The organism is Paraburkholderia sp., assembly GCF_004298475.1.
Taxonomy (GTDB): domain Bacteria; phylum Pseudomonadota; class Gammaproteobacteria; order Burkholderiales; family Burkholderiaceae; genus Paraburkholderia; species Paraburkholderia denitrificans.
In genome coordinates, this window is sequence record NZ_SCRP01000033.1 from 1 (window position 1) to 25,874 (window position 25,874).

At 65.1% G+C, this 25,874-nt stretch carries 25 protein-coding genes; 17 read left to right on the plus strand and 8 right to left on the minus strand.

The window, feature by feature from the left end:
- Together EPN59_RS16320 and EPN59_RS16325 are read left to right on the plus strand one after the other, a co-directional pair.
- Positions 1–83 (plus strand): IS3 family transposase (locus EPN59_RS16320; protein ID WP_293032843.1); only part of this gene is annotated, 83 nt, incomplete at its 5' end.
- A gap of 199 nt (positions 84–282) precedes the next feature.
- Positions 283–759: a carboxypeptidase-like regulatory domain-containing protein gene (locus tag EPN59_RS16325; protein ID WP_293043214.1), complete on the plus strand. Its 477-nt coding sequence runs from the start codon at positions 283–285 to the stop codon at positions 757–759.
- A 121-nt stretch (positions 760–880) separates the two neighbouring features.
- Here the strand turns inward: EPN59_RS16325 and EPN59_RS16330 are convergent, their stop codons facing one another.
- Positions 881–1,147, minus strand: a complete 267-nt coding sequence (locus EPN59_RS16330; protein WP_293043217.1) for a Txe/YoeB family addiction module toxin — start codon at positions 1,145–1,147, stop codon at positions 881–883.
- Positions 1,144–1,404 (minus strand): type II toxin-antitoxin system prevent-host-death family antitoxin, encoded by a 261-nt coding sequence (locus tag EPN59_RS16335; RefSeq protein ID WP_293043220.1) that lies wholly within the window; start codon positions 1,402–1,404, stop codon positions 1,144–1,146. Before EPN59_RS16335 ends, EPN59_RS16330 begins: the two co-directional genes overlap by 4 nt.
- Before the next feature lie 151 nt (positions 1,405–1,555).
- On the opposite strand from EPN59_RS16335, the gene EPN59_RS16340 reads away from it, so the two are divergent.
- The 7 genes from EPN59_RS16340 (at position 1,556) to EPN59_RS16370 (ending at position 8,013) form a co-directional block, all read left to right on the plus strand.
- Entirely contained in the window at positions 1,556–1,759 is a 204-nt protein-coding gene (locus EPN59_RS16340) for a hypothetical protein (RefSeq protein WP_293043223.1), read from the plus strand.
- A 164-nt stretch (positions 1,760–1,923) separates the two neighbouring features.
- The gene (locus EPN59_RS16345; protein ID WP_293043225.1) at positions 1,924–4,725 is read left to right on the plus strand and encodes a monovalent cation/H+ antiporter subunit A; all 2,802 of its coding nucleotides are present in this window, start codon (positions 1,924–1,926) and stop codon (positions 4,723–4,725) included.
- On the plus strand, positions 4,725–5,066 hold the full coding sequence (locus tag EPN59_RS16350; RefSeq protein ID WP_293043228.1) for a Na+/H+ antiporter subunit C: 342 nt from the start codon (positions 4,725–4,727) through the stop codon (positions 5,064–5,066). The genes EPN59_RS16345 and EPN59_RS16350 overlap by 1 nt, the downstream gene beginning before the upstream one ends.
- A complete protein-coding gene (locus EPN59_RS16355) occupies positions 5,063–6,826 on the plus strand; it encodes a monovalent cation/H+ antiporter subunit D (RefSeq protein WP_293043231.1) in 1,764 nt (587 codons plus the stop codon). Before EPN59_RS16350 ends, EPN59_RS16355 begins: the two co-directional genes overlap by 4 nt.
- Positions 6,827–6,828: 2 nt before the next feature.
- Positions 6,829–7,323, plus strand: coding sequence for a Na+/H+ antiporter subunit E (locus EPN59_RS16360; RefSeq protein WP_293043234.1), 495 nt, complete (start codon positions 6,829–6,831; stop codon positions 7,321–7,323).
- Positions 7,317–7,592: a K+/H+ antiporter subunit F gene (locus EPN59_RS16365; protein WP_293043237.1), complete on the plus strand. Its 276-nt coding sequence runs from the start codon at positions 7,317–7,319 to the stop codon at positions 7,590–7,592. The genes EPN59_RS16360 and EPN59_RS16365 overlap by 7 nt, the downstream gene beginning before the upstream one ends.
- A gap of 28 nt (positions 7,593–7,620) precedes the next feature.
- Positions 7,621–8,013, plus strand: a complete 393-nt coding sequence (locus EPN59_RS16370; RefSeq protein WP_293043240.1) for a Na+/H+ antiporter subunit G — start codon at positions 7,621–7,623, stop codon at positions 8,011–8,013.
- Between the two features lie 258 nt (positions 8,014–8,271).
- On the opposite strand, the gene EPN59_RS16375 is transcribed toward EPN59_RS16370, so the two are convergent.
- Together EPN59_RS16375 and EPN59_RS16380 are read right to left on the minus strand one after the other, a co-directional pair.
- Positions 8,272–9,885 carry an AAA family ATPase gene (locus EPN59_RS16375; RefSeq protein WP_293043243.1) on the minus strand — a complete coding sequence of 538 codons (1,614 nt, stop codon included), beginning with the start codon at positions 9,883–9,885 and terminating at the stop codon, positions 8,272–8,274.
- A gap of 329 nt (positions 9,886–10,214) precedes the next feature.
- Positions 10,215–11,123 carry a LysR family transcriptional regulator gene (locus EPN59_RS16380; RefSeq protein WP_293043246.1) on the minus strand — a complete coding sequence of 303 codons (909 nt, stop codon included), beginning with the start codon at positions 11,121–11,123 and terminating at the stop codon, positions 10,215–10,217.
- A gap of 156 nt (positions 11,124–11,279) precedes the next feature.
- Between EPN59_RS16380 and EPN59_RS16385 the strand changes: the two genes are divergently transcribed.
- The 5 genes from EPN59_RS16385 (at position 11,280) to EPN59_RS16405 (ending at position 19,185) form a co-directional block, all read left to right on the plus strand.
- A complete protein-coding gene (locus tag EPN59_RS16385; protein ID WP_293046384.1) occupies positions 11,280–13,403 on the plus strand; it encodes a 3-hydroxyacyl-CoA dehydrogenase NAD-binding domain-containing protein in 2,124 nt (707 codons plus the stop codon).
- A gap of 37 nt (positions 13,404–13,440) precedes the next feature.
- Complete coding sequence (locus EPN59_RS16390) at positions 13,441–14,637, plus strand: acyl-CoA dehydrogenase family protein (RefSeq protein ID WP_293046387.1); 1,197 nt, start codon at positions 13,441–13,443, stop codon at positions 14,635–14,637.
- A gap of 11 nt (positions 14,638–14,648) precedes the next feature.
- Positions 14,649–15,797 carry an acyl-CoA dehydrogenase gene (locus EPN59_RS16395; protein WP_293036508.1) on the plus strand — a complete coding sequence of 383 codons (1,149 nt, stop codon included), beginning with the start codon at positions 14,649–14,651 and terminating at the stop codon, positions 15,795–15,797.
- A gap of 50 nt (positions 15,798–15,847) precedes the next feature.
- On the plus strand, positions 15,848–17,062 hold the full coding sequence (locus tag EPN59_RS16400; RefSeq protein ID WP_293036510.1) for a CaiB/BaiF CoA-transferase family protein: 1,215 nt from the start codon (positions 15,848–15,850) through the stop codon (positions 17,060–17,062).
- A gap of 77 nt (positions 17,063–17,139) precedes the next feature.
- On the plus strand, positions 17,140–19,185 hold the full coding sequence (locus EPN59_RS16405) for a VTT domain-containing protein (protein ID WP_293036512.1): 2,046 nt from the start codon (positions 17,140–17,142) through the stop codon (positions 19,183–19,185).
- An 81-nt stretch (positions 19,186–19,266) separates the two neighbouring features.
- Here the strand turns inward: EPN59_RS16405 and EPN59_RS16410 are convergent, their stop codons facing one another.
- Complete coding sequence (locus EPN59_RS16410) at positions 19,267–19,539, minus strand: hypothetical protein (RefSeq protein WP_293036514.1); 273 nt, start codon at positions 19,537–19,539, stop codon at positions 19,267–19,269.
- 139 nt (positions 19,540–19,678) lie between these two features.
- Between EPN59_RS16410 and EPN59_RS16415 the strand changes: the two genes are divergently transcribed.
- The 3 genes from EPN59_RS16415 to EPN59_RS16425 all read left to right on the plus strand — a co-directional run bounded on the left by EPN59_RS16415 (position 19,679) and on the right by EPN59_RS16425 (position 22,101).
- The gene (locus EPN59_RS16415; protein WP_293036516.1) at positions 19,679–20,764 is read left to right on the plus strand and encodes a Dyp-type peroxidase; all 1,086 of its coding nucleotides are present in this window, start codon (positions 19,679–19,681) and stop codon (positions 20,762–20,764) included.
- Positions 20,757–21,557, plus strand: a complete 801-nt coding sequence (locus tag EPN59_RS16420) for a family 1 encapsulin nanocompartment shell protein (protein ID WP_293036518.1) — start codon at positions 20,757–20,759, stop codon at positions 21,555–21,557. Before EPN59_RS16415 ends, EPN59_RS16420 begins: the two co-directional genes overlap by 8 nt.
- Positions 21,558–21,780: 223 nt before the next feature.
- Positions 21,781–22,101, plus strand: coding sequence for a pyrimidine/purine nucleoside phosphorylase (locus EPN59_RS16425; RefSeq protein ID WP_293036520.1), 321 nt, complete (start codon positions 21,781–21,783; stop codon positions 22,099–22,101).
- A gap of 103 nt (positions 22,102–22,204) precedes the next feature.
- Here EPN59_RS16425 and EPN59_RS16430 read toward each other — a convergent pair whose 3' ends face one another.
- From EPN59_RS16430 to EPN59_RS16440, 3 genes are read right to left on the minus strand one after another with little or no spacing between them, the layout of a single operon-like run.
- Entirely contained in the window at positions 22,205–23,350 is a 1,146-nt protein-coding gene (locus EPN59_RS16430; protein WP_293036522.1) for an enoyl-CoA hydratase/isomerase family protein, read from the minus strand.
- Positions 23,351–23,353: 3 nt separating this feature from the next.
- Positions 23,354–24,139 carry an enoyl-CoA hydratase gene (locus tag EPN59_RS16435; RefSeq protein WP_293036524.1) on the minus strand — a complete coding sequence of 262 codons (786 nt, stop codon included), beginning with the start codon at positions 24,137–24,139 and terminating at the stop codon, positions 23,354–23,356.
- Between the two features lie 20 nt (positions 24,140–24,159).
- The gene (locus EPN59_RS16440) at positions 24,160–25,863 is read right to left on the minus strand and encodes an AMP-binding protein (protein WP_293046391.1); all 1,704 of its coding nucleotides are present in this window, start codon (positions 25,861–25,863) and stop codon (positions 24,160–24,162) included.
- Positions 25,864–25,874: the final 11 nt, after the last annotated feature.

A 25,874-nucleotide genomic window follows, 5' to 3' on the forward strand; every position in this document is an offset into this window, starting at 1 on the left:
ACTACTACAACCACGAGCGCATCAAGCTCAAACTAAAAGGCCTGAGCCCCGTGCAGTACAGGACTCAGGCCTTGCCCACCTAGCTATTTAACCGTCCAACTTCGTGGGGTCAGTTCAGAACAGGGCCTGTTTTAAGGGACTTTTAAGTCACCCGCCCTACGCTCGATTCGTCCGGCCCGCCTCGCCCGAACACGGCGGCGGCAGGGGCCGCTCGTGCCCGGCGGCACCTGTCACGCCTCTTTCGCTCGCCGGGATTCGACGGACCAGTCAATGGAGGTAAATATGAAAGCACGCTCGACTCCGTGGATCGGCGCGGCGCTCGCGCTCGCTGCCGTGGTCGGAATGCCTGCGGCCTGGGCCGCGAACAGCGGCGCTGCACCCACCGCACCGGCAACGGATGCAGCCTCGGTGCTCCCGCCCGTGCAGCACGCGGGCGATATCGCGTATCTGTCCGGCGGCGTCGGCAGCGACCAGTCGGCGGCGTTCAAGGACGCCATGCCGCGCTACCCGCTCTCACTCGAATTCGCGCGCCACACCGCTTCGAACGGCAACGAATACCTCGCCAACGTACCCGTGACGATCGCCGACGCACACGGCAATGCGCTCGTGACCACGACGACGCACGGCCCGTTCATGCTCGTCTCGATCCCGCATGGCCGCTATGTCGTGACCGCCAGCCACGACGGCAAGACGGAACGGCGCACCGTCGAGATCGGTGCGGCGGCGCACATCCACGAAGCATTCATCTGGTCGATGTAAGGCCTTTGGCATCCTCCCCCGCCTGCAGGCGGGGGACTTTCACCGCACAGACAGCAGAGGCTTCTCGCGAACCGGGTCGATCCGCAACATCTGCACGGCGCATTTCCCGCTGTGCTGGCCGTCAGTAGTGGTAGCGGCACGAAACGATATTGATCTGTGTGTTCGCAACTTCATAGACCAGGCGATTCGTTTCATCAATGCGACGCGACCAGAAACCAGTCAGGTTTTCCTTCAGCGGCTCGGGCTTGCCGACACCCTCGAACGGCGAGCGCTGCACGTCCTTGATGAGTTGATTGATGCGCCTCAACATCCTTTTGTCCTGCCCCTGCCAGTAGACGTAATCGTCCCAGGCCTCGGCAGTCCACACGATGTTCAACGCGCCGCTCATTCGGCGTCGTCAACCAGCTTGCGGGGCTTGACCTTGCCGGCGCGCGCCTGCGCGATGGAGCGTTCCAGATGCGCGACGTTTGCCGGGGAGCGCAGAAGATGGACCGTTTCCATCAAGCTATCGTAGTGCTCCTGAGACATGACAACCGCATTGGGCGCGTCGCGGCGGGTAATGAGCGTGACGTCCCTATCGTCGACGACCTGGTCGATAACGCGCTTCAGATTGGCGCGAGCGTCGGTGAATGCGATGGTGCGCATATGTCCTCCTTCATGGCTTACCTGTACCGAAACAGGTACAACTTTAGCGCGCTCGGCGTGACGTGTACATGTCACTCTGCGGCTGCTTATGGCTGCGCGATCCCAAACCTGATTGTCTTAAAGACCGGCGGAACCTCCGCAGCCAGTCTCGTTGCTCCCCGGAATCGACAGCGTCACACGCCGCCGATCGCGCGCCAGGCCGTCGTGCTCGGCGCGCAGCTTCCGCAAGAACGCGCTGCAACTGCCGGTCGGCAAGCCGGTCGATCTGCCCCACAAGAACGTCGCGGTCATCGGCAGCGCGCTGTTCGCGTTTTCGCTCATGCGCTTTCGCAAGACGCTCAGCCAGATGGCCTGATCCCGCTTTCCGCGACGGCCCGCGATGGCTGCGACGACCTGTTTCGTGGCGCGCGCGCTCATCCTGGCGAGCTACGGCCCCATTTGCGGCTATGATCGTGTTCTGCGACGCATGGCATGCCCGGCGTCCCGTTCATCGTGCAGGAGATTTCCGGAGACGTCTGAATGGCTTTAGGGTGGTTAGTTGTCTTACCGTTTCTTGCCGCGGCGCTCGTCGCGCTGGCTGCACGGTTCGTGCGGCCGCTCGCGACGTGGATCGCCTTCGCGGCGGCGCTCTTCGGCCTTGGCCTGCTCGCGAGCGAACGCGTCGGCATGGCCACCCACGGCGTGCTGCTGTGGCGCCGCGAGTGGCTGCCCGAACTGGGCCTCGCGTTCGCGCTGCGGCTCGACGGGCTCTCGTTCATGTTCGCGCTGCTCGTGCTGGCGATCGGTCTCCTGATCTTCGTCTACGCGAACTATTACCTTGCCGGCAGCGAGTCGCTGCCGCGCCTCTATCTGCTCCTCTTGCTGTTCATGGGCGCGATGCTCGGCCTCGTGCTTTCGGACAACTTGCTATTGCTCGTGATCTTCTGGGAGCTGACGAGCCTCGTCTCATTCCTGCTGATCGGCTTCTGGCCGTCGCGCCCCGACGCGCGGCGCGGCGCGCGCATGGCGCTCACGATCACCGCTGCGGGCGGCCTCGGGCTGCTGGGCGCCGTGCTGCTGCTCGGGCATGTCTGCGGCAGCTACGACCTCGCGCAGATCCTCGCGCAAAGCGGCAAGGTCCAGCGCGATCCGCTGTATCCGGCGATCCTGCTGCTGTTCCTGTTCGCCGCGTTCACCAAATCCGCACAGTTCCCGTTCCACTTCTGGCTGCCGCACGCGATGTCCGCGCCCACGCCCGTCTCCGCCTATCTGCACTCGGCAACGATGGTGAAGGCCGGGGTGTTTCTGCTCGCGCGGCTCTATCCGGTGCTGGAGGGCACGGACTGGTGGGTCTACACGGTGAGCATCGCGGGCCTCGTGACGCTGACCGGCGGCGCGGCCATGGCGCTCGTGCAACGCGATCTGAAGGGCCTGCTCGCCTATTCGACGATCAGCCATCTCGGCCTCATCGTGCTGCTGTTCGGTCTCGACACGGATCTTTCCACCGTCGCCGCGCTGTTCCATACCTTCAACCACGCGGTGTTCAAGGCGTCGCTGTTCATGGCGGCCGGCATCATCGACCACGAGACCGGCACGCGCGACCTCGGGACGCTGCGCGGGCTGCGCCGCTACATGCCCTACACGGCCGCGCTCGCGGGCGTCGCCTCGCTCGCCATGGCGGGCGTGCCGCTGCTCAACGGCTTTCTTTCGAAGGAGATGTTCTTCGGCGAAACGCTCGCGCAAGGCCTGCTCGGCGACTTCAACTGGGTGATTCCGGCGCTCGCCGTCGTGGCGGCCGGGTTGTCCGTCGCGTACTCGCTGCGCTTCGTCTACGGCGTGTTCTGGGACGGCGCGACGCCGCGCAATCTGCCGCACTTCCCGCCTCACGAGCCGCCGCGCTTCATGCGGCTGCCGGTCGAAATCCTCGTGGTGCTGTGCCTGCTCGTCGGCCTCGTTCCGCAGCAGACCATCGGACGCATGCTCGAATCGGCGGCGTGGATCACCCTGAACGGCAGCGTGCCCGTCTATAGCCTGAGCATCTGGCATGGTCTGAATCTGCCGCTCGCGATGAGCGCCATGTCGTTCGCGGCGGGCGCGATGCTGTTCTTCTTCCGTCGCGACGCATTCCGCCACCATCGCTCGCTGCTCTCCGAAATGAACGCGAGCGAGGGCTTCGACCGCTTCGTGCAGCGCCTCGAACAGGTCGCCGCGCGCATCGTGCGCGTGTTCGAGAACGGCTCGCTCCCGTCCTATCTCGCGTGGATGGTGGGCGCGATGATCGTCGTGCCCGGTTCGGCGCTCCTCGCCCTCACGCACATCACCGGCCCGCGCGCCGGCCTGCCCGTCGATCCGGTCACGCTGACCGGCCTCGCACTCGCGGCGCTGCTCGCCGTGGCCGTGGTCCGGGTGCGCGCGAACACACTTTACGCACTGATCCTGCTCGGCACCTGCGGCCTGCTCGTGACGCTCGCCTTCGCGCGTTTTTCCGCGCCCGATCTCGCGCTCACGCAAATGTCCGTCGAAATCGTGACGGTCATGCTGCTCGTGCTCGCCATCTACTTCCTGCCCGTGAAGCAGCGCGCCATCGAATCCGTGAGCGCGCGCGTGCGCAACGGCGTGCTGGCGATTGCGGGCGGGACGATGATCGGCGGCGTCGCCTACGCGGTGATGACCCGCACGCCGGGCGAAGGCATCGCACCGTTCTTTCTCGCGAACGCCCTGCCCGCCGGCGGCGGTCACAACGTCGTGAACGTGATTCTGGTGGATTTCCGCGGCTTCGACACGATGGTCGAAATCAGCGTGCTCGTGGTCGCCGGGCTCGCCGTGAAGGCGCTGCTGCGCGGCCTGCGGCTCGCCGCGCCCGCCACGGGGCCGGGCGGCCTGCCGTGGTCGTCGCAGTCGCACCCGCTGCTGCTGGCCATCCTCGCGCGGCTCATGCTGCCGCTCACGACGCTCGTCGCGATCTTCATCTTCCTGCGCGGCCACAACCTGCCGGGCGGCGGCTTCATCGCATCGATCATCGCTTCCGTCGCGCTGCTCTTGCAGTACATGGCGAGCGGCGTGCTGTGGGCCGAGTCGCGCATGCGCATCAACTACCGCGCGCTGGCCGGGCTCGGCATTCTCGTGGCTGCGGGCACCGGCCTCGGCAGCATCGCGTTCGGACGGCCGTTCCTCACGAGCGCCTTCGGGCATTTTCATCTGCCGCTCGTGGGCGAAATCGAATTGAGCACGGCGATGCTGTTCGACCTCGGCGTGTTTTGCGCGGTGATCGGCACGACGCTCACGATCGTCTCGCACCTCGGCGTGCGCGACAAAGATCTGCAATCCGTGGAGAAAAGCTGATGGAAGCCGCTTATGCCGTGACACTCGGCGTCCTTTGCACCTGTGGTCTGTATCTGTTGATGTGCGCACGCGTGCTGCCCGTGATCCTCGGCATCACGCTGTTCTCGTATGCCATCAACCTGTTCCTGCTCGGCATGGGCAGGCTTTCGACGGGCCAGCCGCCCGTGATTTCCACGCTCGGGCACCTCGGGCACTATGCCGACCCCGTGCCGCAGGCGCTCGTGCTGACCGCCATCGTGATCGGCTTCGCCATGACCGCCTTCACCGTCGTGCTCGCGCTGCGCTCGCTCGCGCTCAACGGCAGCGATCACGTCGACGGCAAGGAGACGCGCGGCGAATGAACCACGGTCTGCTCCTTCCCATCGCGATTCCGCTCGTCGCAGCGGGCGCCATCGTCGCGCTGCCGCTGCGCGCGCGGCGCGTGCAGCGCATGATCAACGTCGTCGCGACGCTCGCCCTGCTGCCCGTGGCCGTGTGGCTGGCCGTGCGCGCGTCGTCGGGTGAAATCGTCACCTATGCGCTCGGCGCGTGGCCCGCGCCAGTCGGCATCGTGCTGCAGCTCGACCGCCTCAGCGCGCTCATGCTGCTGCTCCTCGCCGTGCTCGCCTGCTGCTGCCTGCTCGGCACCTCGAGCGCCGACGCGCGGCGCGGCCGTTACTTCCGCGCACTGTTCCAGTTCGAACTGATGGGCGTGAACGGCGCGTTTCTCGCAGGCGACCTCTTCAATCTGTTCGTATACTTCGAACTCCTGCTGATCGCCTCGTATGCGCTGCTCCTGCATGGCGGCGGACGCGACCGGGTGCGCAGCGGCCTGCATTACCTGCTGCTCAACCTGGTGGGCTCGTCGTTCTTCCTGATCGCCGTGGGCGTGCTGTACGGACTGACCGGCACGCTGAACATGGCCGACATGGGCGAGCGTCTCGCGCATCTCGATCCCGCCTCGCTGCCGATCGCGCAATTCGCGGGCGCGATGCTGATGCTCGTGTTCGGGCTGAAGGCCGCGGTCTTTCCGCTCTCGTTCTGGCTGCCGCAGGCGTACCGCAGCGCGATCGGTCCGGTCGCCGCGCTCTTCGCGATCATGACGAAGGTGGGCGTCTACGCGATGCTGCGTTGCGATGCGCTCGTGTTCGGCGCGGCGGGCGGCCTGCTCGAAGGTTTCATGCACGACTGGGCGTGGTGGCTCGCCATCGCGACCCTCGTTTTCGGCGCGCTCGGCGCACTCGCGGTGTCGAGTCTGAAGACGACGACGGGCTATCTCGTGCTGACCTCCGTGGGCCTGCTGATCGCGACGGCCACGCTACAAAGCGCGGCTGCGTGGGCCGCGCTGCTCTACTACCTGATCAGTACGACGCTGTGTTCGGCGGCGCTGTTCCTGCTCGCCGACACGCTCGAACCGGAAGCGCCCGAGCGCACCGCCGACCTCGAACCGGCCTCTCACGCTGCGCTCGACGACACCACCGCCCCGGCCATCTCGCCCGATGCGGACGGCGAGCCAGCGGTGGGCGTGGCCGAGGCCGTAGCCGAGCGCACCGTCATTGAAGTCATTCGCCCTGTCGTGAAACCTGTCGTGCGACCTGTCGTGAAACCTGTGATACGCCCGAAGCGCGCCACCGCGCCGTGGCCGTGGAAAAGTGCGGCGCTGCTCTATCTCGCGGGCGCGGTGGGCGCGGCGGGCCTGCCGCCGCTCTCGGGCTTCCTCGGCAAGGCCATGGTGCTCGCGGCCACGCCCATCGCACAGGCCGTCGTGCTGTGGCCCGCCGTGCTACTGTCGAGCCTCTTGCTGATCGTCGCGCTAAGCCGCACCGGCACGCGCCTGCTCTGGGCGATCCCGGCTTCACAGGCCGCTTCACAGGCCGCTTCACAGGCCGCTTCGCAGACCGCTTCACAGCCCGCCTCGCAGACCGCTATTGCCGCGCCACCCGCCGCCCCGCACGGCGCTCGCGCGAAGCTCGCCGCGTGTGCGTTGCTGCTCGCCTGCGCGGTAGCCGCGACGCTCGGCGCGGGGCCGCTCAAGCGCTATCTCGACGCGACCGCCGTGCAACTGCTCGACCGCGACGCCTACGTCCGCGCGATCCTGCCCGCGCCTGGCAACGGGAGCTGACCATGCTGAAACGGCTCTTTCCTCATCCCTGGCTCGCCACGCTGTTGCTGCTGTGCTGGCTGCTGCTGATGAACGACATGTCGCCCGGCAACCTGCTGCTCGGCACCGTGCTCGGCTGCGTGATTTCATTCGTGATCGGCGAAGGCCTGTGGCTGCAGCCGGTTTACTTCGGCCGCCCGTGGCTCCTCGTGCGGCTCTGGCTGCACGTGCTCATCGACATCGTCGTCGCGAACGTCGAAGTCGCGCTGCTCGTGCTCGGGCCGACGCGGCGCATGCGGCCCGCGTTCATCGAAGTGCCGCTCGACAGCACGCACGAAATCGCGCTCACGTCGCTCATCGCCATTGTTTCGCTGAGCCCCGGCACGCTGTGCGCGGAACTCTCAGACGACCGCACGTGCCTCATCGTGCACGTGCTCGACCTCGACGACGAAGCCGCGCTCATCGCCCAGATCAAGTCCCGCTACGAAGCCCCGCTGCTGGAGATTTTCAAATGTTAGCCATCGCCATTCCCGTGTCGCTCGCGATCCTCGGCGTCGCGTTCCTGCTCACGCTCGTGCGCCTCGTGCGCGGCCCTTCGCTGCCCGACCGCATCGTTGCGCTCGACACGCTCAACGTCAACGCGATTGCGCTGATTGTCGTGTACGGCATCAGCCTGCGCTCGACGATCTTCTTCGAAGTCGCGCTGCTGATCGCGGTCATGGGTTTCATCGGCACGGTCGCGCTCACGAAGTACCTGCAGCGCGGCGACATCATCGAACTGAATTGAACTGATAACGCCCACGCGAGGCCGCCGGATGCAAACCGTCATCGAAGCACTTGTCTGTGCGCTGCTGCTGCTCGGCAGCCTGTTTACGCTGGTCGGCGCGATCGGGCTCGTGCGCCTGCCGGATTTCTTCATGCGCCTGCACGGCCCGACCAAATCGACGACGCTCGGCGTGGGCGGCATCGTGTTCGCTTCGGTGCTCTACTTCAGCACGCACAACGATTTTGCTAGCCTGCATGAGCTGCTGATTCCGGCCTTTCTCTTTCTCACTGCGCCTATTAGCGCGCACATGCTCGCGAAGGCGGGCATCCAGCAACGCGTGCCGCTTTCGCCCGCCACGCGCGGGCGGCTGCCGGAAACGGGGGGCTCCGCAACGGGAAATGCATCGGCGCAATCACCCGACGACAAAAGCGGCAAACGCTAGCCTTTAGCGCGTGCCGACAGGGGCGGCTAGCCGCGAAGCCGCCGCGTTTTCCGGCGTATTAGGATTCGGCGGTTGATGTTCGCCTTGTATGCGGCAGTGCGAAAAGCGAGCGCCTTGGGTAGACATAGAACATTTGGCACATTCCGCCCCGAAGCGGAAGTAGCGGCTACTGGAATGCGAAAGTTGAAAAGCATAGAAGTGCGCGGCGCCGTGCGGTTCCACCGCGCAGCGCAATCGCTTAATTCTGGATCACTGCTGTCACGTACTCGCCAGATCGGCAACGAGGGATCCAAATAGAGATTTCAAAAATTCAAGTGTCGCCGCATCGTCTATTAGCAATCTTCTTACAGCTCCCTCGTACTGGTCGCGGGTCTGGAAACCGAGCTTCCGAGTTATCTCCGTCAGCATTGGCGTCTCCCGCACCGGGTATCGAGCGATTATTTTTTCGAGATCTTCTTCAGCTATTGCCCGATTAAATACGGCCACCTCCTGATTAACCGTGGCAGCCACGTCAATCGTGATATTTATCGGAATTCCAGCAGAAATCTCGGCACGTTTTGGCCACTGTTTATCAAGTTCGTCCCGCAGCGTCTTCTCGACCGCCCGTTCGCTGAGGCGTTGTACGTGCGAAGCAGCAGCTGCCAGCGCAGCGGTTTTGGCTGCCTGAATAAGAGATTCGGCGTTTTCCCCAGTCACTGAAGCGTGCCGAATCGCTAGCTTTTTCTGAACCTCAGGGTGGTAGTAAATTGATTCAACCGCGTAGACAGATACCGCATACACGCCTTTCTCTTTTAATCGAGCAGCGTCCGCTAGTGTCCTGCGATCGTCATCCACAACACCAAATGCACGCAGCCAGTGAAGTTCAGTTGCCCCTCTGATCCCTGAGACAGCATGATCTACATCACGGCAGCTTGATTTTGCAATTACCGTCACATTTGGGAAGATGAGGCTATAAAGAGGGAGATCCAGACTGTCTTCCTGGCCTTCAATAAATAACAATGTGCGGCGCGAACCAAGTATATCCTTTTTGAGTTCCTCATCAATGTTAGATTCTGACGGAACCAGATCAGCATCCCATGATGTGACCGTCGACCCATTATAGGTACATCCCCGAATAAGCAAGGTGCGCGCATGAGGATTGTCGAGTGGAAGCATTACGTCGTGAGTTGAAACGACGAAAGCGCAGTCCCGACGCTTCGCAAACAGAAGTGTTAGCAAAGGCGAGATTATTGATCTGTGGAGATGCCGCTCAGGTTCGTCAATGAGAAGCAAAGTCCCAGTGGGGACTGTAAGCACGCTTGCAGCAATTAAAAGTGCATTCCTCTCGCCGTCAGAAAGTTCGGCCACGCTATACGGGGCACTCCCAGACTTGCTCGCAAGGACCTGTTCATTGGCCTTTACTGATATTTCGATTGGTATGTTCGACAGTCGAAGCAATTCGTTGATTATTTTGATCGGAGCATCTTTTTTTGATAATGTTTTTGCTAGATCAATATTATTGCAATCTACCGCGGTGGCGATATTGCGTGCCCGGATATTTTCTGCGTCGATGAGATCGTAAATTGCTATGTTTGCTCGATGTGCTGCGTAGTCGTCTTTCCAACGCGATTCCGCATTTACGTCGCTATTTAGAATATTGTTTTCTGTGTTTCTTTTTTGTGCAGGTGATAGATTTATAGAAGCGGATGCAAACCAAGTCTGTCGATGCGCAGAAATGCGCTGAGCCTTGCCGTGATGTGCACTATAAAATTTTTGCATCAGGCTAGATTTTCCCGTTCCGTTGGCTCCCAATATAAAAATATTTTCACCGGCTTTAAGCGAAATAGTTAGATGCGGATTGCCCGATGTAGGAATTGTAAAGTTGAATGTCATGGCGCAGATGGGTCGGTGTATATGCGAAATAGTTCAAAACGCCGAATCTAGGGGGTAACGGCATGAAAGCGGTTGTGCTAGCCCGAGCGTGAACTGCCGTTCGGAAACCGATTATGCATCTTCGATGTGTCGATTTACAACGAACTTCCCAACTTAGGATGCGTGCAGCAGATTGCGCCGAGACGGAGCTCCGAGGATCCGCTACCGGGGCGAAAATCTCGATGACCGCCTAGCCACTCTGCGCCATCAAGCTCAACGATCACTCAACGCAGATGCCACCGCGCCCCACAAGCGGAAATCAACCCCGGAATCCGAATACCCGCTTCCCCTCATCCCGCCGCCCCACGCCCGGTCTTCCCCGCTTCGCCGAGCACGAATTCGATGAACGTAGTCGCCGCGCGCGTGTGATGACGGTCCGGCATGTAGAGCATGTACATGTGCGTGCCGAAGATGCTGAGTCTCCACGTATCGAGCGACGTAACGACCTCACCGCCACGGATATCGTCGTGCACCACGTAATCGGGCACGATGCCCACGCCGAGCCCCGCCAGAATCGCCTGGCGCAGAAAAAGAAAATTCTCCGAAATAATCGACGGCTCCAGCAGGACTTCATGGCGCGCATCGCCCAGGTAACCCGCGAGGCGTAATTGCCTGCCCACCACGGCGGCCGTGATGACGGGCGCGGCGCGCAGGTCCTCAAGCCGCTGCGGCATGTCATGCGCGCTCGCCCACGCCTTCGAAGCACACGCCACGTAACGCACCGGCCCCATGTCGCGCGCGACGAGATTCTGCGGCGGCTCCGACATCACGCGCACCGCGATATCGACTTCGTCGCGCAGCAGATCCTCCACGCGATTTTCGAACATCACGTCGAGCACGATGCCGGGGTAAAGCCGCTTGAACTGGATCAGCCAGTCGGACATGACAAGCTGGCCATAGCCGCTCGGCACCGAGAGCCGCACGCGGCCTTGCAGCGTCTGCCCGAGCGTCGTGACCGACTCGCGCGCAGCGACAAGCGCGTTCTGGATCGCCCGGCCATGCTCGTAGAGTTTCAGGCCGATTTCGGTCGGCTCGACCCGGCGCGTCGTACGCCGCACGAGTTGCAGCCCGATCGACTTTTCGAGGTGATTGAGGTGGTAGCTGACGTTCGCGCGGCTCATCTTCAGCCGCCGCGCCGCCTCGCTCAGATTGCCCGCATCGAGGATCTCCACCAGCAGGGTCAACGCATTGACGTCCACGGTCGGCTCACTGTCAAGGGTAATTTGACAGTCTGTCAACAAGGAATACGATTGTCAACGAAGCCTGACCAGTCCAAAATCGCCCGACATCCAAGACATCCAATCATCGGGCGCGCATGCGCCACGCCGCCCGACCCGCCACTGGAGATCCGCTACATGGCATCCGAGAGCATCCATCCTTCCCCCGTTCTGCATGCGTTGCACGGCAAAGTCCTGCTCGTGACGGTCGACCATCCGCCCGTCAATGCACTGAGCGTCGACGTGCGGCGCGGCCTCGCCGCCGCAATCGAGCACGCCGAATCGAACGACGCCGTAGAAGCCGTGCTGATCGTCGGCGCAGGGCGCAACTTCATCGCGGGCGCCGATATCCGCGAGTTCGGCTTGCCGCCGCAGCCGCCCGCACTACCTGACGTCTGCAACCGCATCGAGGCGTGCCGCAAGCCAGTCATCGCCGCGCTTCACGGCGCGGCGCTCGGCGGCGGGCTCGAAGTCGCGCTCGCGGCGCACTACCGTCTTGCCGTGGAAGGCGCGAAGCTCGGCCTGCCCGAAGTGCAGCTCGGCCTGCTGCCCGGCGCGGGCGGCACGCAGCGCGCGCCGCGCCTGATCGGCGCCGAAGCCGCGCTCTCGCTGATGCTGAGCGGCCGTCATGCGAGCGCGCAGGAAGCGCTCAAGCTCGGCCTCGTGGATCGCGTGGGCGCAAGCGACGACGTCCTCGCCGAAGGTCTCGCCTACGCGCAGGAACTGCTTGCCGCACATGCACCGGCACGCCGTACGCGCGACGCGCAAGGCCTCGCGAACCGCGAAGCCGCACAAGCCGCCATCGACGCGGCGCGCGCCGAGACGGCGAAGAAATCGCGCGGCCTCTTTTCGCCGCTGAAGATCGTCGATTGTGTCGAAGCCGCACTGCGCGAATCGTTCGAAGACGGCCTGCGTTTCGAGCGCAAACAGTTCCTCGCATGCCTCGACAGCCCGCAGCGCGCGGGCCTCATCCACGCGTTCTTCGCCGAGCGCGAGGTACAGAAGGCACCCGAAACGCGCAACGCCTCGCCGCGCGCCATCGATACGCTCGGCGTGGTCGGCGGCGGCACGATGGGCGCGGGCATCGCCGTCGCCGCGCTCGACGCGGGCCTGCCCGTGACGATGATCGAGCGCGACGACGCCTCGCTCGCACGCGGTCGCGCGCACATCGAGAAGGTCTACGACGGCCTGATCGCGAAGGGCCGCATGACGCCCGAAGCGAAGGCGAAGATTCTCGCGCGCTTCACCGGCAGCACCTCGTACGATGCGCTCGCGCAGGTGGATCTCGTGATCGAAGCCGTGTTCGAAGAGATGGCCGTCAAACAGGCCGTGTTCGCCGAACTCGACCGCGTCTGCAAGCCGGGTGCCGTGCTGGCGAGCAACACGTCGTATCTCGACATCGACGCCATCGCGGCAAGCATTTCGCGTCCGCAGGATGTCGTGGGGCTGCACTTCTTCTCGCCCGCGAACATCATGAAGCTGCTCGAAATCGTGGTGCCGAAGCAGGTTGCGGCGGACGTCGTCGCCACCGCTTTCGAACTCGCGAAGAAGCTGCGCAAGGTGCCCGTGCGCGCGGGCGTGTGCGACGGCTTTATCGGCAATCGCGTCCTCGCCGTGTATCGCGCAGCCGCCGATCATCTGATGGAAGACGGCGCATCGCCGTATCAGATCGACAAGGCCGTGCGCGACTTCGGCTTCGCGATGGGTCCGTACCAGGTGGCCGATCTCGCAGGCGGCGACATCGGCTGGGCCACGCGCAAGCGCCGCGCCGCGACGCGCGATCCGAAAGCACGCTATGTGCAGATCGCCGACCGCCTGTGCGAGCGCGGCTGGTTCGGCCAGAAGACGGGCCGCGGCTACTATCTCTACCCGCAAGGCGCGCGCACCGGCACGCCCGATCCCGAAGTCGAAGCCATCATCGACGCCGAGCGCGCACGCGCCGGCATCACGCCGCGCAGCTTCACCGATGAGGACATCATGCGCCGCTACATGGCCGCGATGATCAACGAAGGCGCGAACGTCGTGCACGACAGGATTGCGCTGCGCCCGCTCGACGTCGATGTCACGTTCGTCTACGGCTACGGCTTTCCGCGCTATCGCGGCGGCCCGATGAAATACGCGGATACGGTTGGCCTCGCAACGATCCTCGCCGACATTCGCGAGTTCGCAAAGGCCGATCCGCTGTTCTGGCGCCCGTCGCCGTTGCTCGTCGAACTGGTGGAACGCGGCACGAATTTCGCGAGCCTGAATCAATCGGCGTGAGCGTGTCGTCTCGCCGCCCGGACGGAGTCAAACCAGCATGGACCTGAAATTCACGGCGGAAGAGGAAGCCTTCCGCACCGAAGTGCTCGATTTCCTGCGCGAACGGCTGCCGCAGCGCATCGCCGACAAGGTGCACAACGGCCGCCGCCTCACGCGCGACGACATGGCCGCGTGGCACGCGACGCTCAACGAGAAGGGCTGGCTCGCGAACCACTGGCCGCGGGAATACGGCGGCCCCGGCTGGAGCGCCGTGCAGAAGTTCATCTTCGAGAACGAATGCGCGATTGCGGGTGCGCCGCGCATCGTGCCGTTCGGCGTGAACATGCTCGGGCCCGTGCTCATCAAGTACGGCAGCGAGGCGCAAAAGCGCTACTGGCTGCCGCGCATTCTCGACGGCTCCGACTGGTGGTGCCAGGGTTATTCGGAGCCCGGCGCGGGTTCCGATCTCGCGTCGGTGCGCACGACGGCGGTACGCGATGACGACCACTACGTCGTGAACGGCCAGAAGACGTGGACCACGTTGGGCCACTACGCGAACATGATCTTCTGCCTCGTGCGCACCGCAACCGACGTGCGCAAGCAGGAAGGCATCAGCTTCCTCTTGATCGACATGAGCACGCCGGGTATCGAAGTGCGGCCCATCATCACGCTCGACGGCGAACATGAAGTGAACGAAGTGTTCTTCACCGACGTGCGCGTGCCGGTCGCGAACCTCGTGGGCGAAGAGAACAAGGGCTGGACCTACGCGAAATATCTGCTCACCTACGAGCGCACGAATATCGCGGGCGTCGGTTTTTCGGTGGCGGCGCTCGCGCGCCTGAAGCGCGCGGCGCAAAAGGTCATGCGCAACGGCAGGCCGCTTGCGGAAGATCCTTCGTTCGCGGCGCGTCTCGCGAAGGTCGAGATCGATCTCGAGAACATGAAGACCACGAATCTGCGCGTGATCGCAGCCGTGGCGGGCGGCGGCGTACCGGGCGCCGAAAGCTCGATGCTCAAGATTCGCGGCACCGAGATCCGCCAGGAGATTTCGTCGCTGCTGCGCCGCGCGATGGGACCGTACGCAGCGCCGTTCGTCGAAGCCGCGCTCGACGAGGGCTACGCGGGCGAGCCCATCGGGCCCGACGAAGCCGCGAGCGCCGCAGCGCTCTACTTCAACAACCGGAAGCTGTCGATTTTCGGCGGCTCCAACGAAATCCAGAAGAACATCATCGCGAAGATGATGCTCGGTCTGTAAAGGGCGCGGCCATGAATTTTCAGCACACTGAAGAGCGCCGGATGCTCGCGGATTCGCTCAACCGCTTCATCGCCGATCAGTACGGCTTCGAGACACGCGATAAAATCGCGCGCTCCGATGAGGGGTTCAGCGCCGGCATGTGGCGGCGTTTCGCCGAACTCGGCACGATCGGCGCGCTCTTTCCCGAAGCGCACGGCGGATTCGGCGGCGAGGGGTTCGATGTGGCCGTCGTGTTCGAAGCGCTCGGGCGCGGGCTCGTGGTCGAGCCGTTTCTCGATACGCTGATCGTCGGGCGCGCGCTCGCGCATGCGGGCGGCAACGCGCAGCAGAAGCAGCTTGCCGCGCTGATCGACGGCTCGCTGATCGCCGCGCTCGCGCACGACGAACCGGGTTCGCACTACGAAGCCGCGCGCGTCACGACACGCGCGGACAAACGCGGCGACGGCTGGGTGCTGAAGGGCGCAAAGGGCGTCGTGCAGCACGGCGAACAGGCGGACGTGCTGCTCGTTTCCGCGCGCACGGCGTTCGATCAGTCAGGCGGTGCATGCGACGAAAGAGGCATCTCGCTCTTTCTGGTGCCGCGTGGCGCACAAGGCGTGAAGGTGCGCGGCTATCGGAAGATCGACGGCGGGCGTGCTGCGGAAATCACGCTCGACGACGTGACGCTCGGCATGGACGCGCTGGTCGGGGCCGAGGGCAGCGGCTTCGCGACGCTTGAGCACGCAACCGGTTACGGCCTGCTCGCGCTCGCAGCCGAAGCGGTCGGCGCGATGGACGTGACGCGCGACGACACGCTCGAATACCTGCGCACGCGCAAGCAGTTCGGCGTGCCGATCGGCAGCTTCCAGGCGTTGCAGCATCGCATGGCCGACCTGCTGCTCGAAATCGAGGAGGCGCGCTCGGCGGTCATCAACGCGGCGGCGGCCATCGACGCGCCGCGCGGCGAACGCGAACGCGCGCTGTCGGCGGCGAAATACTCGATTGGACGCATCGGCGCGCGCGTGGCCGAGGAGTCGATCCAGTTGCACGGCGGCATCGGCATGACGTGGGAGCTGCGGCTTTCGCACTACGCGAAGCGTCTCGTCATGATCGATCATCAGCTTGGCGACGAGGATCATCATCTTGCGCGCTACATCACGCTCGGCCGCACGGAGACGTAGCGCGAAACCCGGCGGGACGCGCCCCGCCAACGAACCAGGATCACTTGCTGATGCAGACCGACACCCGAACCTTGCCGCTCGCTGGCGTGCGCGTACTCGACCTTTCCCGCATTCTGGCGGGACCGTGGAGCGGGATGGTGCTCGGCGACCTCGGCGCGGAAGTCATCAAGGTCGAGCATCCGGGCCGCGGCGACGATACGCGCGACTGGGGCGTGCGCATCGGCGTGACCGAGACCGCGTATTTCAACAGCGTGAACCGCAACAAGCGTTCGGTGACGCTCGATCTGCAAACGCCCGAAGGCCGGCGCATCGCGCAGGATCTTGCGAAAACCTGTGACGTCGTGATCCAGAATTTCCGCTTCGGCGGTGCGGAAAAACTCGGGCTCGGCTATGAAACGTTGAGCCGCGAGAATCCGCGCCTCATCTATTGCTCGATCTCGGGCTACGACCGCACCGGCCCCGAAGCGACGCGCCCCGGTTACGACCTCGTCGTGCAGGGCGAAGCCGGTCTCATGGCCATGAACGGCGAAGCCGGCCAGCCGCCGCTGAAGTTCGGCGTCGCGGCGGTGGATCTGTTCACGGGCATGTACTCGGCGCAGGCGATGCTCGCCGCGCTCTTCGAGCGCGAGCGCACCGGACGCGGACGTCACATCGAAATGGCGCTGTTCGACTGCGGGCTCATGATCACGGCCTACTACGGCCTCGAAGCGCTGTTGCAGGGGGAAGATCCGCCGCGCTACGGCAACGCGCATCCGTCGATCGTGCCTTATGGCGTGTTCGATGCGGCGGACGGTCCGCTCGTGATCACGGTGGGCAACAACAGCCAGTACGAACGTTTTTGCCGCGACGTGATCGAGCGGCCCGATCTCGCCGACGACGAGCGCTTCAAGACCAACATCCAGCGTGCGCACAATCGCGCCGAACTGCTGCCCGAGTTCACGCGCGAACTGCGCAGCCGGCCGCGCGCGCTGCTGCTCGAACGACTCGCGCGCGCGGGCATTCCGTGCGGCGAAGTCGCCGGGCTGCGCGAAGCGCTGCTCTCCGAGCGCGCGAGCGCAGCGGGCCTTGTCACCACACAGCCGCACCCGCGCACGGAGAGCGGCACGGTGCCGGTGCTCGCGCCGCCCTGGCGCTTCGACGGCGAGCGCATGCCCGTGCGGCGCGCGCCGCCGCAACTGGGCGAAGGCACGCGCGACGTGCTGCAGTCGGTGCTCGGGCTGTCCGAAGACGCCATCGATGCATTGAAGGACAAAGGCGTGATCTGATCAGGCGAGCGTGCACACGGGTATATTGCCCATGTCGCCCGCACGTTCCCCCAATCGCCACCCAGCCCGGCCCATCGATGGAGCACGCCTACGCCCACCTGCTGCACCAGCTCGCCGACCATGCCGGGTTGCTCCTCATTTTCGTGTTCGCGGCGGCCTTCCTCGAATCGATGGCGATCATCGGCACGTTCATTCCGGGCAGCACGGCCATGTTCATTGCGGGCGCATTCGTCGGCACGGGGACGGTCAATCTCGGCTGGCTGTTCGTCGCGGCCATCGCGGGCGCCGTGGCGGGCGACGCCCTGAGCTACTGGATCGGCCATCGCTATCGCGACTCGCTCACCGAGATCTGGCCGTTCTCGCGCTACCCCGAGATTCTCGCCAGGGCGAGGGCCTATTTCGCGAGCCAGGGCGCACGCAGCGTGATTCTCGCGCGCTTCGTCGCGCCGCTGCGCGCGGTCGTGCCGGTGGTCGCCGGCATGGCCGGCATGACGCCGATGCGCTTTCTCACGATGAATGTGCTGTCCGCGCTCATCTGGGCGCCCGCGCACATCCTGCCGGGCGTGGTATTCGGCGCCTCGCTGCAGATCGCGGGCGTGGTGTCGTTCCGGCTCGTCGTGATCGTGCTGATACTCGCGCTCGCGGGCTGGCTCATCTGGCGCGTCACGCGCATCCTGCTCCAGCATATCGACGCGTGGGCAAACGCCTCGCGCCTCGCCGCCGCGCGCTGGGTACAGCGGCACCACGGCGCAGCGGCACGACGGCTCGAACGCCTGCTCGACCCGCAGCAGCCTGCGCTGGGCGCCGTCGTCATGATCACGGGCCTCGTGCCGGTCTTCGCGGCCATCTTTTCGTATGTGCTGAGCAATGTGCTGCGCGGCGATCCGCTCATGCGGATCGACCAGTCCGTGCGCCAGTTCCTGGGCTCGATCCACAGTGTCTGGGCCGACGCCGCACTCGCGCGCATCGAAACGCTCGGCAGCAACATCACGCTCGCGGCGCTCATCCTGACCGTCACCGTCTGGATGGCGTTAGAGCGGCGCTTGCGCACGGTCGCGTACTGGGTCGCGGCGGCGGCGGTCTCGCAACTGGTGATTCTCGCGATCCGCCTTGCGGTCCATCACGCGCTGCCGGGCAGCGAGAGCGTCACGGCGTTCGTGTTCCCGAGCGACCGCGTGACGTCGATGGTGATCGTCTACGGCTTCCTGATGTTCCTGCTGGTGCGCCGCGCAAACCGGCTGCAGGCCGCGATGGTGGCCTCGTTCGGCAACGTGATCATCGTGGCCGTGACGTTCGCGGGGCTGTATTTCGAGCGCTTCCTGTTCTCCGATGCGATCGGCGGCGCGGCGCTCGCGTCGATCTGGGTCACGGCTGTCGTGCTGATGTCGCTGTGGCGCTATCCGCACCGGCCGCCGCAGCGCCGGTTCATGCCTGCGGTGGTGCTCGCCGTGCTGGCTGCGGCGCTCGGCTTGCAGCGCGGCACGGAACTGCGCAAGGTCCCGCCCGTCGAAACGCCGCCGCTCGTCATCACGCAGATGGCCTGGACCGATTCGATGTGGAAGACCTTCGCGTGCTACCGGCTCGACATGAAAGGCGAGCGCCGCGAACCGATGACGCTCCAGTGGGCCGCCGATGCCGACGGCCTGCGCGCTTCGCTGCGCGACGCGGGCTGGAGCGAGGGCGCGCATTTCTCGATGCGCAACCTGCTTTCGCTCGTGGCGCCGCAGGTGGACGTGCTGTCGCTGCCGTTGCTGCCCAAGCTGCACAACGGTCTGCCCTCACCGCTCGTGTTCGAGCGCGCACCGGCGCCCGCCGATGCCGCGCACCTGGGCGGCCGGCGCGACGTGCTGCGCTTCTGGCCGACGGGTTACGCGCTGATGCCCGACGACGACAGCAATGGCAGCAGCGGCGCGGTGCCGATCTGGACCGGCTCGCTGATCCACGAGCGGCTACGGCGCGGGTCGTGGCCGTTCAACGTGCTCACGGCTTCGCCCGAGGAGGACGGCAGCGCGCTCGACCTCGCGGCGGCGGGCGAACCCATGGCATGGCGCGTGCTCACGGTGCCGGGCGGGGCTCGCTGCGAAGGCCGGCCGGTGACGCTGATCGCTTCGCAACAGCGCTAGCGGCACTAGCCACCAGCGGCACCAGCGGCACGAAGGGCCGCGCGCGGCCCTTCGGATGCGGCAAAAGCCGCAGCGTTCCCGTCAATCCACGCGTTCCGCCCAGCTTCCGTTCGCACGGAAGCGGTCGATGCGCTTGCGCGCGTCGGCATAGGCGGCGTCGAGCGCCATGTCGGCTCCAGTGAAGTTGCGCATCATGTCGTGAAAGCGAATGCTTTGCCCTTCCAGATGCGCGTCGGCGCCGTGGCGGCAGATATAGCCGCTGTAGTGAAACAGCGGTTCCGGCGAGCGCGGCCCGAAAGCCGGAATCGGCAGCACCCAGATTTCGAAGCCTTCGTGCTCGGTGTGATCCCACATGGTGTATCTCCATAGCCAGGATGACGACTATCGTCGCATGCGGCGCGCCCCGCCTGCAAACGCCCTTTTCTCCAGTTGACTACACTATGCGCTCACGGGGTTTTTCCTTTTCGACCTACGCCAGGGAATCCATCTGATCATGACGCCTTCCAGCGCCCCGCCCCAACCCCAGTCCGTTTCCACTTCCGTCACGCGCAGCGCGTTCTTCATCGTCGCGACCGTCAACGACGACGACGCCAGCCACGCAACCGTGCGCGCCTGGTGCGCCGATGTCGCGAATCTCACGCGCGCGGTCGGCAAACGCGTGCCTTCGGGCAATCTCACCTGCGTCGTGGGCTTCGCCTCCGACGCATGGAATCGACTCTTCGGCGCGCCGCGTCCTGCCGAATTGCATCCGTTTCGCGAATTCGGCACGGGCGAGCGCATCGCCGTGGCGACGCCGGGCGATCTGCTCCTGCATATCCGCGCCGATCAGACCGACCTGTGTTTCGAACTGGCGACGCAGTTGATGACCCGCCTCGAAGGCGCGGTGACGACCGTGGACGAAGTCCACGGCTTTCGCAACTTCGACATGCGCGCGATCATCGGTTTCGTCGACGGCACGGAAAATCCGGTCGGCGACGAGGCCGCGCATTTCACGGTGATCGGCGACGCCGATCCCGGCTTCGCGGGCGGCAGCTACGTGCTGGTGCAGAAGTACCTGCACGACATGAAAGGCTGGAACGCGCTGCCGGTGGAGGCGCAGGAGCACATCATCGGCCGCACGAAGCTCCAGGACATCGAACTCGACGACGCCGTGAAGCCGAGCTGGTCGCACAGTTCGCTCACGACGCTCGAAGACGCCGATGGCGACGAGATCAAGATCCTGCGCGACAACATGGCGTTCGGCCAGCCCGGCAAGGGCGAATTCGGCACCTACTTCATCGGCTACGCGCGCTCGCCGCAGCCCATCGAACAGATGCTCGAAAACATGTTCGCCGGTTTGCCGCCCGGCAACTACGACCGCCTGCTCGACTTCAGCCGCGCCGTGACGGGCGGGCTCTTCTTCGTGCCGTCCGAGCCGCTGCTCGAAGCGCTCGCCGGGCGCGAGCCGCCCGCTGCGCAACCCGTCGCGACACCCGCCGTTGCATCCGAAGTTGCACCCGCCGTTGCACCCGCAGTTGCAACGTCCGGCGACGGCTCGCTTGCCATCGGATCCCTCAAAGGAGCACCACGGTATGAATAATCTCCATCGAGAACTGGCGCCCATTTCCACGGCAGCCTGGTCGCAGATCGAAGAAGAAGTTGCGCGCACATTCAAGCGTCTCGTCGCGGGCCGCCGGGTCGTCGACGTCACGGGTCCGGGCGGAGCCGGTCTCGCAGGGGTCGGCACGGGCCGCCAGATCGGCATCGAAGCGCCGCTCGAAGGCATTCGTGCGCGCCAGCGCGAGGTGAGGCCTTTGGTCGAGCTGCGCGTACCGTTCGTGCTGTCGCGCGAGGCGATCGACGACGTCGAGCGCGGCGCAGAAGACTCCGACTGGCAGCCCGCCAAGGACGCAGCCATGCAGCTCGCCTTCGCGGAAGACCGCGCGATCTTCGACGGCTACCGCGCGGCGCAGATCACCGGCCTCCGCGAAGGCTCGTCGAACCCGGTGCTGGCGCTGCCCACCAACGCCACCGACTACCCCACGCTCATCGCGAATGCACTCGAAGAACTGCGCCTGCAAGGCGTGGACGGCCCGTACACGGTGCTGCTCGGCCCGGAGGCCTATACCGCGGTAAGCGAAGCGAGCGACCGCGGCTATCCGGTCCTCGAACACCTGCGCCACCTCGTGAGCGGCGAAATCATCCTCGTGCCCGCCATCGCCGGAGCCAGCATCCTAAGCACGCGCGGCGGCGACTTCGCATTCCATCTGGGCCAGGATGTATCGATCGGCTATCTGAGCCACGACGACCAGAGCGTGCGCCTCTATCTGCAAGAGAGCTTCACGTTTTTGCTGCTGACCGCCGAGGCCTCCGTGTCGGCCAGGCCGGAATAAGCGCGCTCGCGCGGGCGGGGCGCTGCATTCTCACCCGCGCAGCCGGAAAGTCGCTAATGGCGTGCGTGGCCGGTATGATGTCGGGTTCGTTTCGCGCAAACGCGCGCAGCAAGGTGCACCGCAAGGCGCGGCTGCCGCGCGGTTGCCGCGCGGTTGCCACGCGGCAGCCGCGCTGTTGCCCACTAACCCCGAATCCAATCACGACGACCAGAGGAAGACCGCCATGACTAAAAGCACGCAATTCGACCAGGTTTCCGTTCTCAAACGCGCCAACGTCTATTTCGACGGCAAGTGCGTTTCGCACACGGTGCTGTTCGCCGACGGCAGCCGCAAGACGCTCGGCGTGATCCTGCCCGGCACGCTCAATTTCGGCACCGATGCGCCCGAATTGATGGAAGTGCAGGCGGGCCAATGCCGCATCCGCCTCGACGGCAGCAGCGAATGGAAGACCTATGGCGCGGGCGATACGTTCGAAGTGCCGGGCAAGAGCCGCTTCGATATCGACGTGATCGAAACGCTCGACTACGTCTGCAGCTATCTGTGAGCGTCCGGGCGGCGAACGCCGCCCGTTCCGCGCGCCTGCCTTGCAGTCTGCACGCGCAGGTTGATCGTGCAAACTGCGCGTGCAACTTGCGCGTGCAACCTTCTTATGCGCCCAGATCCGCGAGCGGATGAACTTCGCTGCGCCAGGGCGACGCGAGAAAATGCTGTACGCTCTCGGGCCGCACTTCGGGCAGCGTGGCCGGAGCCCAGCGCGGCGTACGGTCCTTGTCCACGAGATGCGCGCGCACGCCCTCGCAGAAATCCCCCTCTTCGATCGCACGCGACACAATGCCGAGTTCCATGCGGAAGCTCTCCGCGAGCGTCGACTGGCGGCCGCGCAACAGCGCTTCGCGCGTGACTTCCAGCATCGTCGGCGAATAGTGCGTGAGCGCGTCGAGCGTTGCCTTCCGCCATGCCTGCGTGTCGGGCGGTGCGGTTTCGTCGTCGAGATCCGTCTGCAACGCGTGGACGATCTGCTCCACCGTCCGGCGCCGCGTGAAGTACTGCTCGATCAGCGGCGCGTGCGCGGCGAGCGCAGCGGGCTGTGCATCGTGGCACGGCGCGTCGAACACGCGGCGCAGCATCGCATTCACGCCGCCTTCCATCGTCGCCTGCGCGAGCCGCGCTTCGAATCCGTCGATCCATTCGCCCGGCACGCAGAGATCGGCAAGACTGCAATGGAGCGCGTCCGCACCGGACAACATCACGCCGGTCAGGCCCACGTAGAGTTCCATCTCCACGGGCATCGACGCGAGGAAATGCGTCGCGCCGACATCGGGCAGCAAGCCGATGCGCGTCTCCGGCATCGCGATCTTCGTGCGCGAGGTCGCGACCCGCAGCGTCGCGGCCTGGCCGAGCCCCATGCCGCCGCCCATCGTCACGCCGTCGAGCAGCGCGACGATCGGCTTGGAAAACGTGTGCAGCGCGTAATCGAGCCGGTATTCGTCGACGAAGAACTGCCGCCAGCCCGTCCCGCCGAGCACCTCGCCTTGCCGCGCCAGTTGATACAGCGCACGCACGTCGCCGCCCGCGCAAAAGCCTTTTGAACCGGCGCCGTTGAGGACCATCGCGACGATTTCGTCGTCGGCGCGCACGCGCTCGATCACGGCCGCGAGATCCCGCACCATCGCGTGCGAAAGCGCATTGAGCGCGGCGGGACGATTGAGCGTCACGATCGCGACGCGGTTGACGACGCGATACAGCACTTCAGCTTCCTGAGCGGTCTGCAAGGAAGCGGGTGTTGCACTCATTGGTTAATTCTCCGTTTCTATATGCCAGCGCGGTTTGCGCTTTTCGAGGAATGCATTGACGCCTTCGCGCTGGTCGGGGGAATCGAACAGATCGACAAAGCGCTCGCGCTCGAGCGCCAACGCAGCGCCGCGCGGCACGCCGTTACGCGCCTGATGGATCAGCGTCTTGCTGAATGTGATGGCCTGCGGACTCTGCAACGCCACGCGCGCGGCCATCGCCACCGCGGCTTCGCGCGCGCCGCCGGTCGCGACGACCTCTTCGACGAGGCCGATGCGCAGCGCCGTCGCCGCATCCACGCGCTCGCCCGTGAGAATGATGCGCTTGGCCCAGCCCTCGCCCACGAGCCAGGGCAGCGTTTGCGTGCCGCAGCCGCACGGCAGCAGGCCCACGCTGGCCTCGGGCAGCGCCATCTGCGCATGAGATTCGGCGATGCGGATATCGCAGGCCAGCGCGCATTCGAGGCCGCCGCCCATCGCGTAGCCGTTGATGGCGGCGATCACGACGGGCCGCGCATTCTGCAGCGTTTCGAACGCCGCGCCGAACGCGCGGGCCGCTTCGCGCGCCACGTCGCGCTTGCCGTCGGCGAACGCGTTGAGATCCGCGCCCGCGCTGAAGAACTTCGGCCCGCTGCCCGTGATGACCACGGCGCGCACCTTGTGCTGCACGTTGAACGCTTCGACAACCTGTTGCAGCTGCAACAGACCGTCGACGGTGAACGCGTTCGCGGGCGGACGCGTGAGCGTAATGACGGCGACGGCGCCATCATGCGCGTATTCGAATTCGATCATGCGGGATACTCCGGTCGGAATTAGCGCAGTTCGGGGAAGTCCTCTTCCCAGTACTCGTCGGGCAAACGCGCGGTGTCGGCGGGACGGTCCATTTCGCGGCGACGCAGTTCCACGCGACGGATCTTGCCAGAGATCGTCTTGGGCAGCTCACTGAACTGCAGGCGGCGAATCCGCTTGTACGGCGCAAGCTTTTCGCGCGAGAAGCGAAACACTTCGCGTGCGAGATCGGGCCCGGCCTCATAGCCCTGGCGCACGATCACGAAGGCCTTCGGCACCGAAAGACGCAGCGCATCGGGGCTCGGCACGACGGCCGCCTCGGCAATCGCCTCGTGCTCGATCAGCACGCTCTCCAGTTCGAACGGGCTGAGCCGGTAATCGGATGACTTGAACACGTCGTCGGCGCGGCCAACGTAGACGTAGGAGCCGTCTTCGCGGCGCATCGCGACATCGGACGTGTGGTAGTAGCCGTTGCGCATCGCGTATTCGGTTGCGCTCGCATTGTTCGCATAGCCCGTCATGAGCCCGAGCGGCCGGTGCGCGAGCGGCAGCGCGATCTCGCCTTCGGTCGCGAGCTGGTCGTCGGGATCGACGAGTTCGACGCGATAGCCGGGCAGCGGACGGCCCATCGAACCGGGCACGACGGGCTGGCCCGGCGAATTGCCGATCTGGCAGGTGGTTTCGGTCTGGCCATAGCCGTCGCGAATCGTGATATTCCACGCGTGGCGCACGCGCTCGATGATCTCGGGATTGAGCGGTTCGCCCGCACCGATGATCTCGCGCAGCTTCACCGGATAGGTTGCAAGCGGCTCCTGCACGAGCATGCGCCACACCGTGGGCGGCGCACACAGCGTGGTCACGCCGCATTGCACGAGCGCGTTCAGTGTGTCTTTAGGCACGAAGCGCGCGTAGTTGTAGACGAACACGCAGGCCTGCGCGTTCCAGGGCGCGAAGAAGCAGCTCCATGCGTGCTTGGCCCAGCCCGGCGAGCTGATGTTCCAGTGCACGTCGCCGGGCATGAGGCCGATCCAGTACATCGTCGAAAGATGACCGACCGGGTAGCTCTCGTGCGTGTGCTGGACGAGCTTCGGCTTCGATGTCGTGCCCGAGGTGAAGTAGAGCAGCATCGGATCGCTCGCGCGCGTCGGGCCGTCGGGTACGAACGTGGCGCTCGCCTCGCTGGCGCGCGAGAGGTCGATCCAGCCGTCGCGCTGCGCGCCGACCGAAATGCGCTTCACGTTGGCTGCGAGCGCATCGAATTTGCCGAGTTCCGCCGCATCGACGATGACGTAACGCGCGCCGCCCGTTTCAACGCGCTCGCGCACGTCGTCGGGCGAAAGCTGCGTGGTGGCGGGCAGGACCACGGCGCCGAGCTTCATCGCCGCGAGCATCACGTCCCAGAGTTCGACGCGGTTCGGCAGCATGAGCAGCAGGCGGTCGCCGCGCACGACACCATGTTCGCGCAGGAAATTCGCCACGCGCGAAGAGCGCCCGGACATCTGCGCGAACGAGAGACGCGTGCCGCCGCCGGCGGGATCGTCGACGATCCATAGCGCCGGGTTGTCGTTGCCGCGCGCCATGACGTCGAAGTAATCGAGCGCCCAGTTGAACGTATCGAGCTTGGGCCATGCGAATTCGCTGTATGCGCGCGCGTAGTCGGTGCGGTGGCGCAGCAGCAGGTCGCGTGCGTCGAGAAAGGCCTGCGCGGAAGGGGTAAACCCGGTCATCGTCGTCTCCT

Excerpts from the sequence above, each read along its gene's own strand:
- EPN59_RS16325 (WP_293043214.1), top strand. The coding sequence starts at position 283 with ATGAAAGCACGCTCGACTCCGTGGATCGGCGCGGCGCTCGCGCTCGCT.
- EPN59_RS16330 (WP_293043217.1), bottom strand. The coding sequence starts at position 1,147 with ATGAGCGGCGCGTTGAACATCGTGTGGACTGCCGAGGCCTGGGACGAT.
- EPN59_RS16335 (WP_293043220.1), bottom strand. The coding sequence starts at position 1,404 with ATGCGCACCATCGCATTCACCGACGCTCGCGCCAATCTGAAGCGCGTT.
- EPN59_RS16345 (WP_293043225.1), top strand. The coding sequence starts at position 1,924 with ATGGCTTTAGGGTGGTTAGTTGTCTTACCGTTTCTTGCCGCGGCGCTC.
- EPN59_RS16350 (WP_293043228.1), top strand. The coding sequence starts at position 4,725 with ATGGAAGCCGCTTATGCCGTGACACTCGGCGTCCTTTGCACCTGTGGT.
- EPN59_RS16355 (WP_293043231.1), top strand. The coding sequence starts at position 5,063 with ATGAACCACGGTCTGCTCCTTCCCATCGCGATTCCGCTCGTCGCAGCG.
- EPN59_RS16360 (WP_293043234.1), top strand. The coding sequence starts at position 6,829 with ATGCTGAAACGGCTCTTTCCTCATCCCTGGCTCGCCACGCTGTTGCTG.
- EPN59_RS16365 (WP_293043237.1), top strand. The coding sequence starts at position 7,317 with ATGTTAGCCATCGCCATTCCCGTGTCGCTCGCGATCCTCGGCGTCGCG.
- EPN59_RS16370 (WP_293043240.1), top strand. The coding sequence starts at position 7,621 with ATGCAAACCGTCATCGAAGCACTTGTCTGTGCGCTGCTGCTGCTCGGC.
- EPN59_RS16375 (WP_293043243.1), bottom strand. The coding sequence starts at position 9,885 with ATGACATTCAACTTTACAATTCCTACATCGGGCAATCCGCATCTAACT.
- EPN59_RS16385 (WP_293046384.1), top strand. The coding sequence starts at position 11,280 with ATGGCATCCGAGAGCATCCATCCTTCCCCCGTTCTGCATGCGTTGCAC.
- EPN59_RS16390 (WP_293046387.1), top strand. The coding sequence starts at position 13,441 with ATGGACCTGAAATTCACGGCGGAAGAGGAAGCCTTCCGCACCGAAGTG.
- EPN59_RS16395 (WP_293036508.1), top strand. The coding sequence starts at position 14,649 with ATGAATTTTCAGCACACTGAAGAGCGCCGGATGCTCGCGGATTCGCTC.
- EPN59_RS16400 (WP_293036510.1), top strand. The coding sequence starts at position 15,848 with ATGCAGACCGACACCCGAACCTTGCCGCTCGCTGGCGTGCGCGTACTC.
- EPN59_RS16405 (WP_293036512.1), top strand. The coding sequence starts at position 17,140 with ATGGAGCACGCCTACGCCCACCTGCTGCACCAGCTCGCCGACCATGCC.
- EPN59_RS16410 (WP_293036514.1), bottom strand. The coding sequence starts at position 19,539 with ATGTGGGATCACACCGAGCACGAAGGCTTCGAAATCTGGGTGCTGCCG.
- EPN59_RS16415 (WP_293036516.1), top strand. The coding sequence starts at position 19,679 with ATGACGCCTTCCAGCGCCCCGCCCCAACCCCAGTCCGTTTCCACTTCC.
- EPN59_RS16420 (WP_293036518.1), top strand. The coding sequence starts at position 20,757 with ATGAATAATCTCCATCGAGAACTGGCGCCCATTTCCACGGCAGCCTGG.
- EPN59_RS16425 (WP_293036520.1), top strand. The coding sequence starts at position 21,781 with ATGACTAAAAGCACGCAATTCGACCAGGTTTCCGTTCTCAAACGCGCC.
- EPN59_RS16430 (WP_293036522.1), bottom strand. The coding sequence starts at position 23,350 with ATGAGTGCAACACCCGCTTCCTTGCAGACCGCTCAGGAAGCTGAAGTG.
- EPN59_RS16435 (WP_293036524.1), bottom strand. The coding sequence starts at position 24,139 with ATGATCGAATTCGAATACGCGCATGATGGCGCCGTCGCCGTCATTACG.
- EPN59_RS16440 (WP_293046391.1), bottom strand. The coding sequence starts at position 25,863 with ATGACCGGGTTTACCCCTTCCGCGCAGGCCTTTCTCGACGCACGCGAC.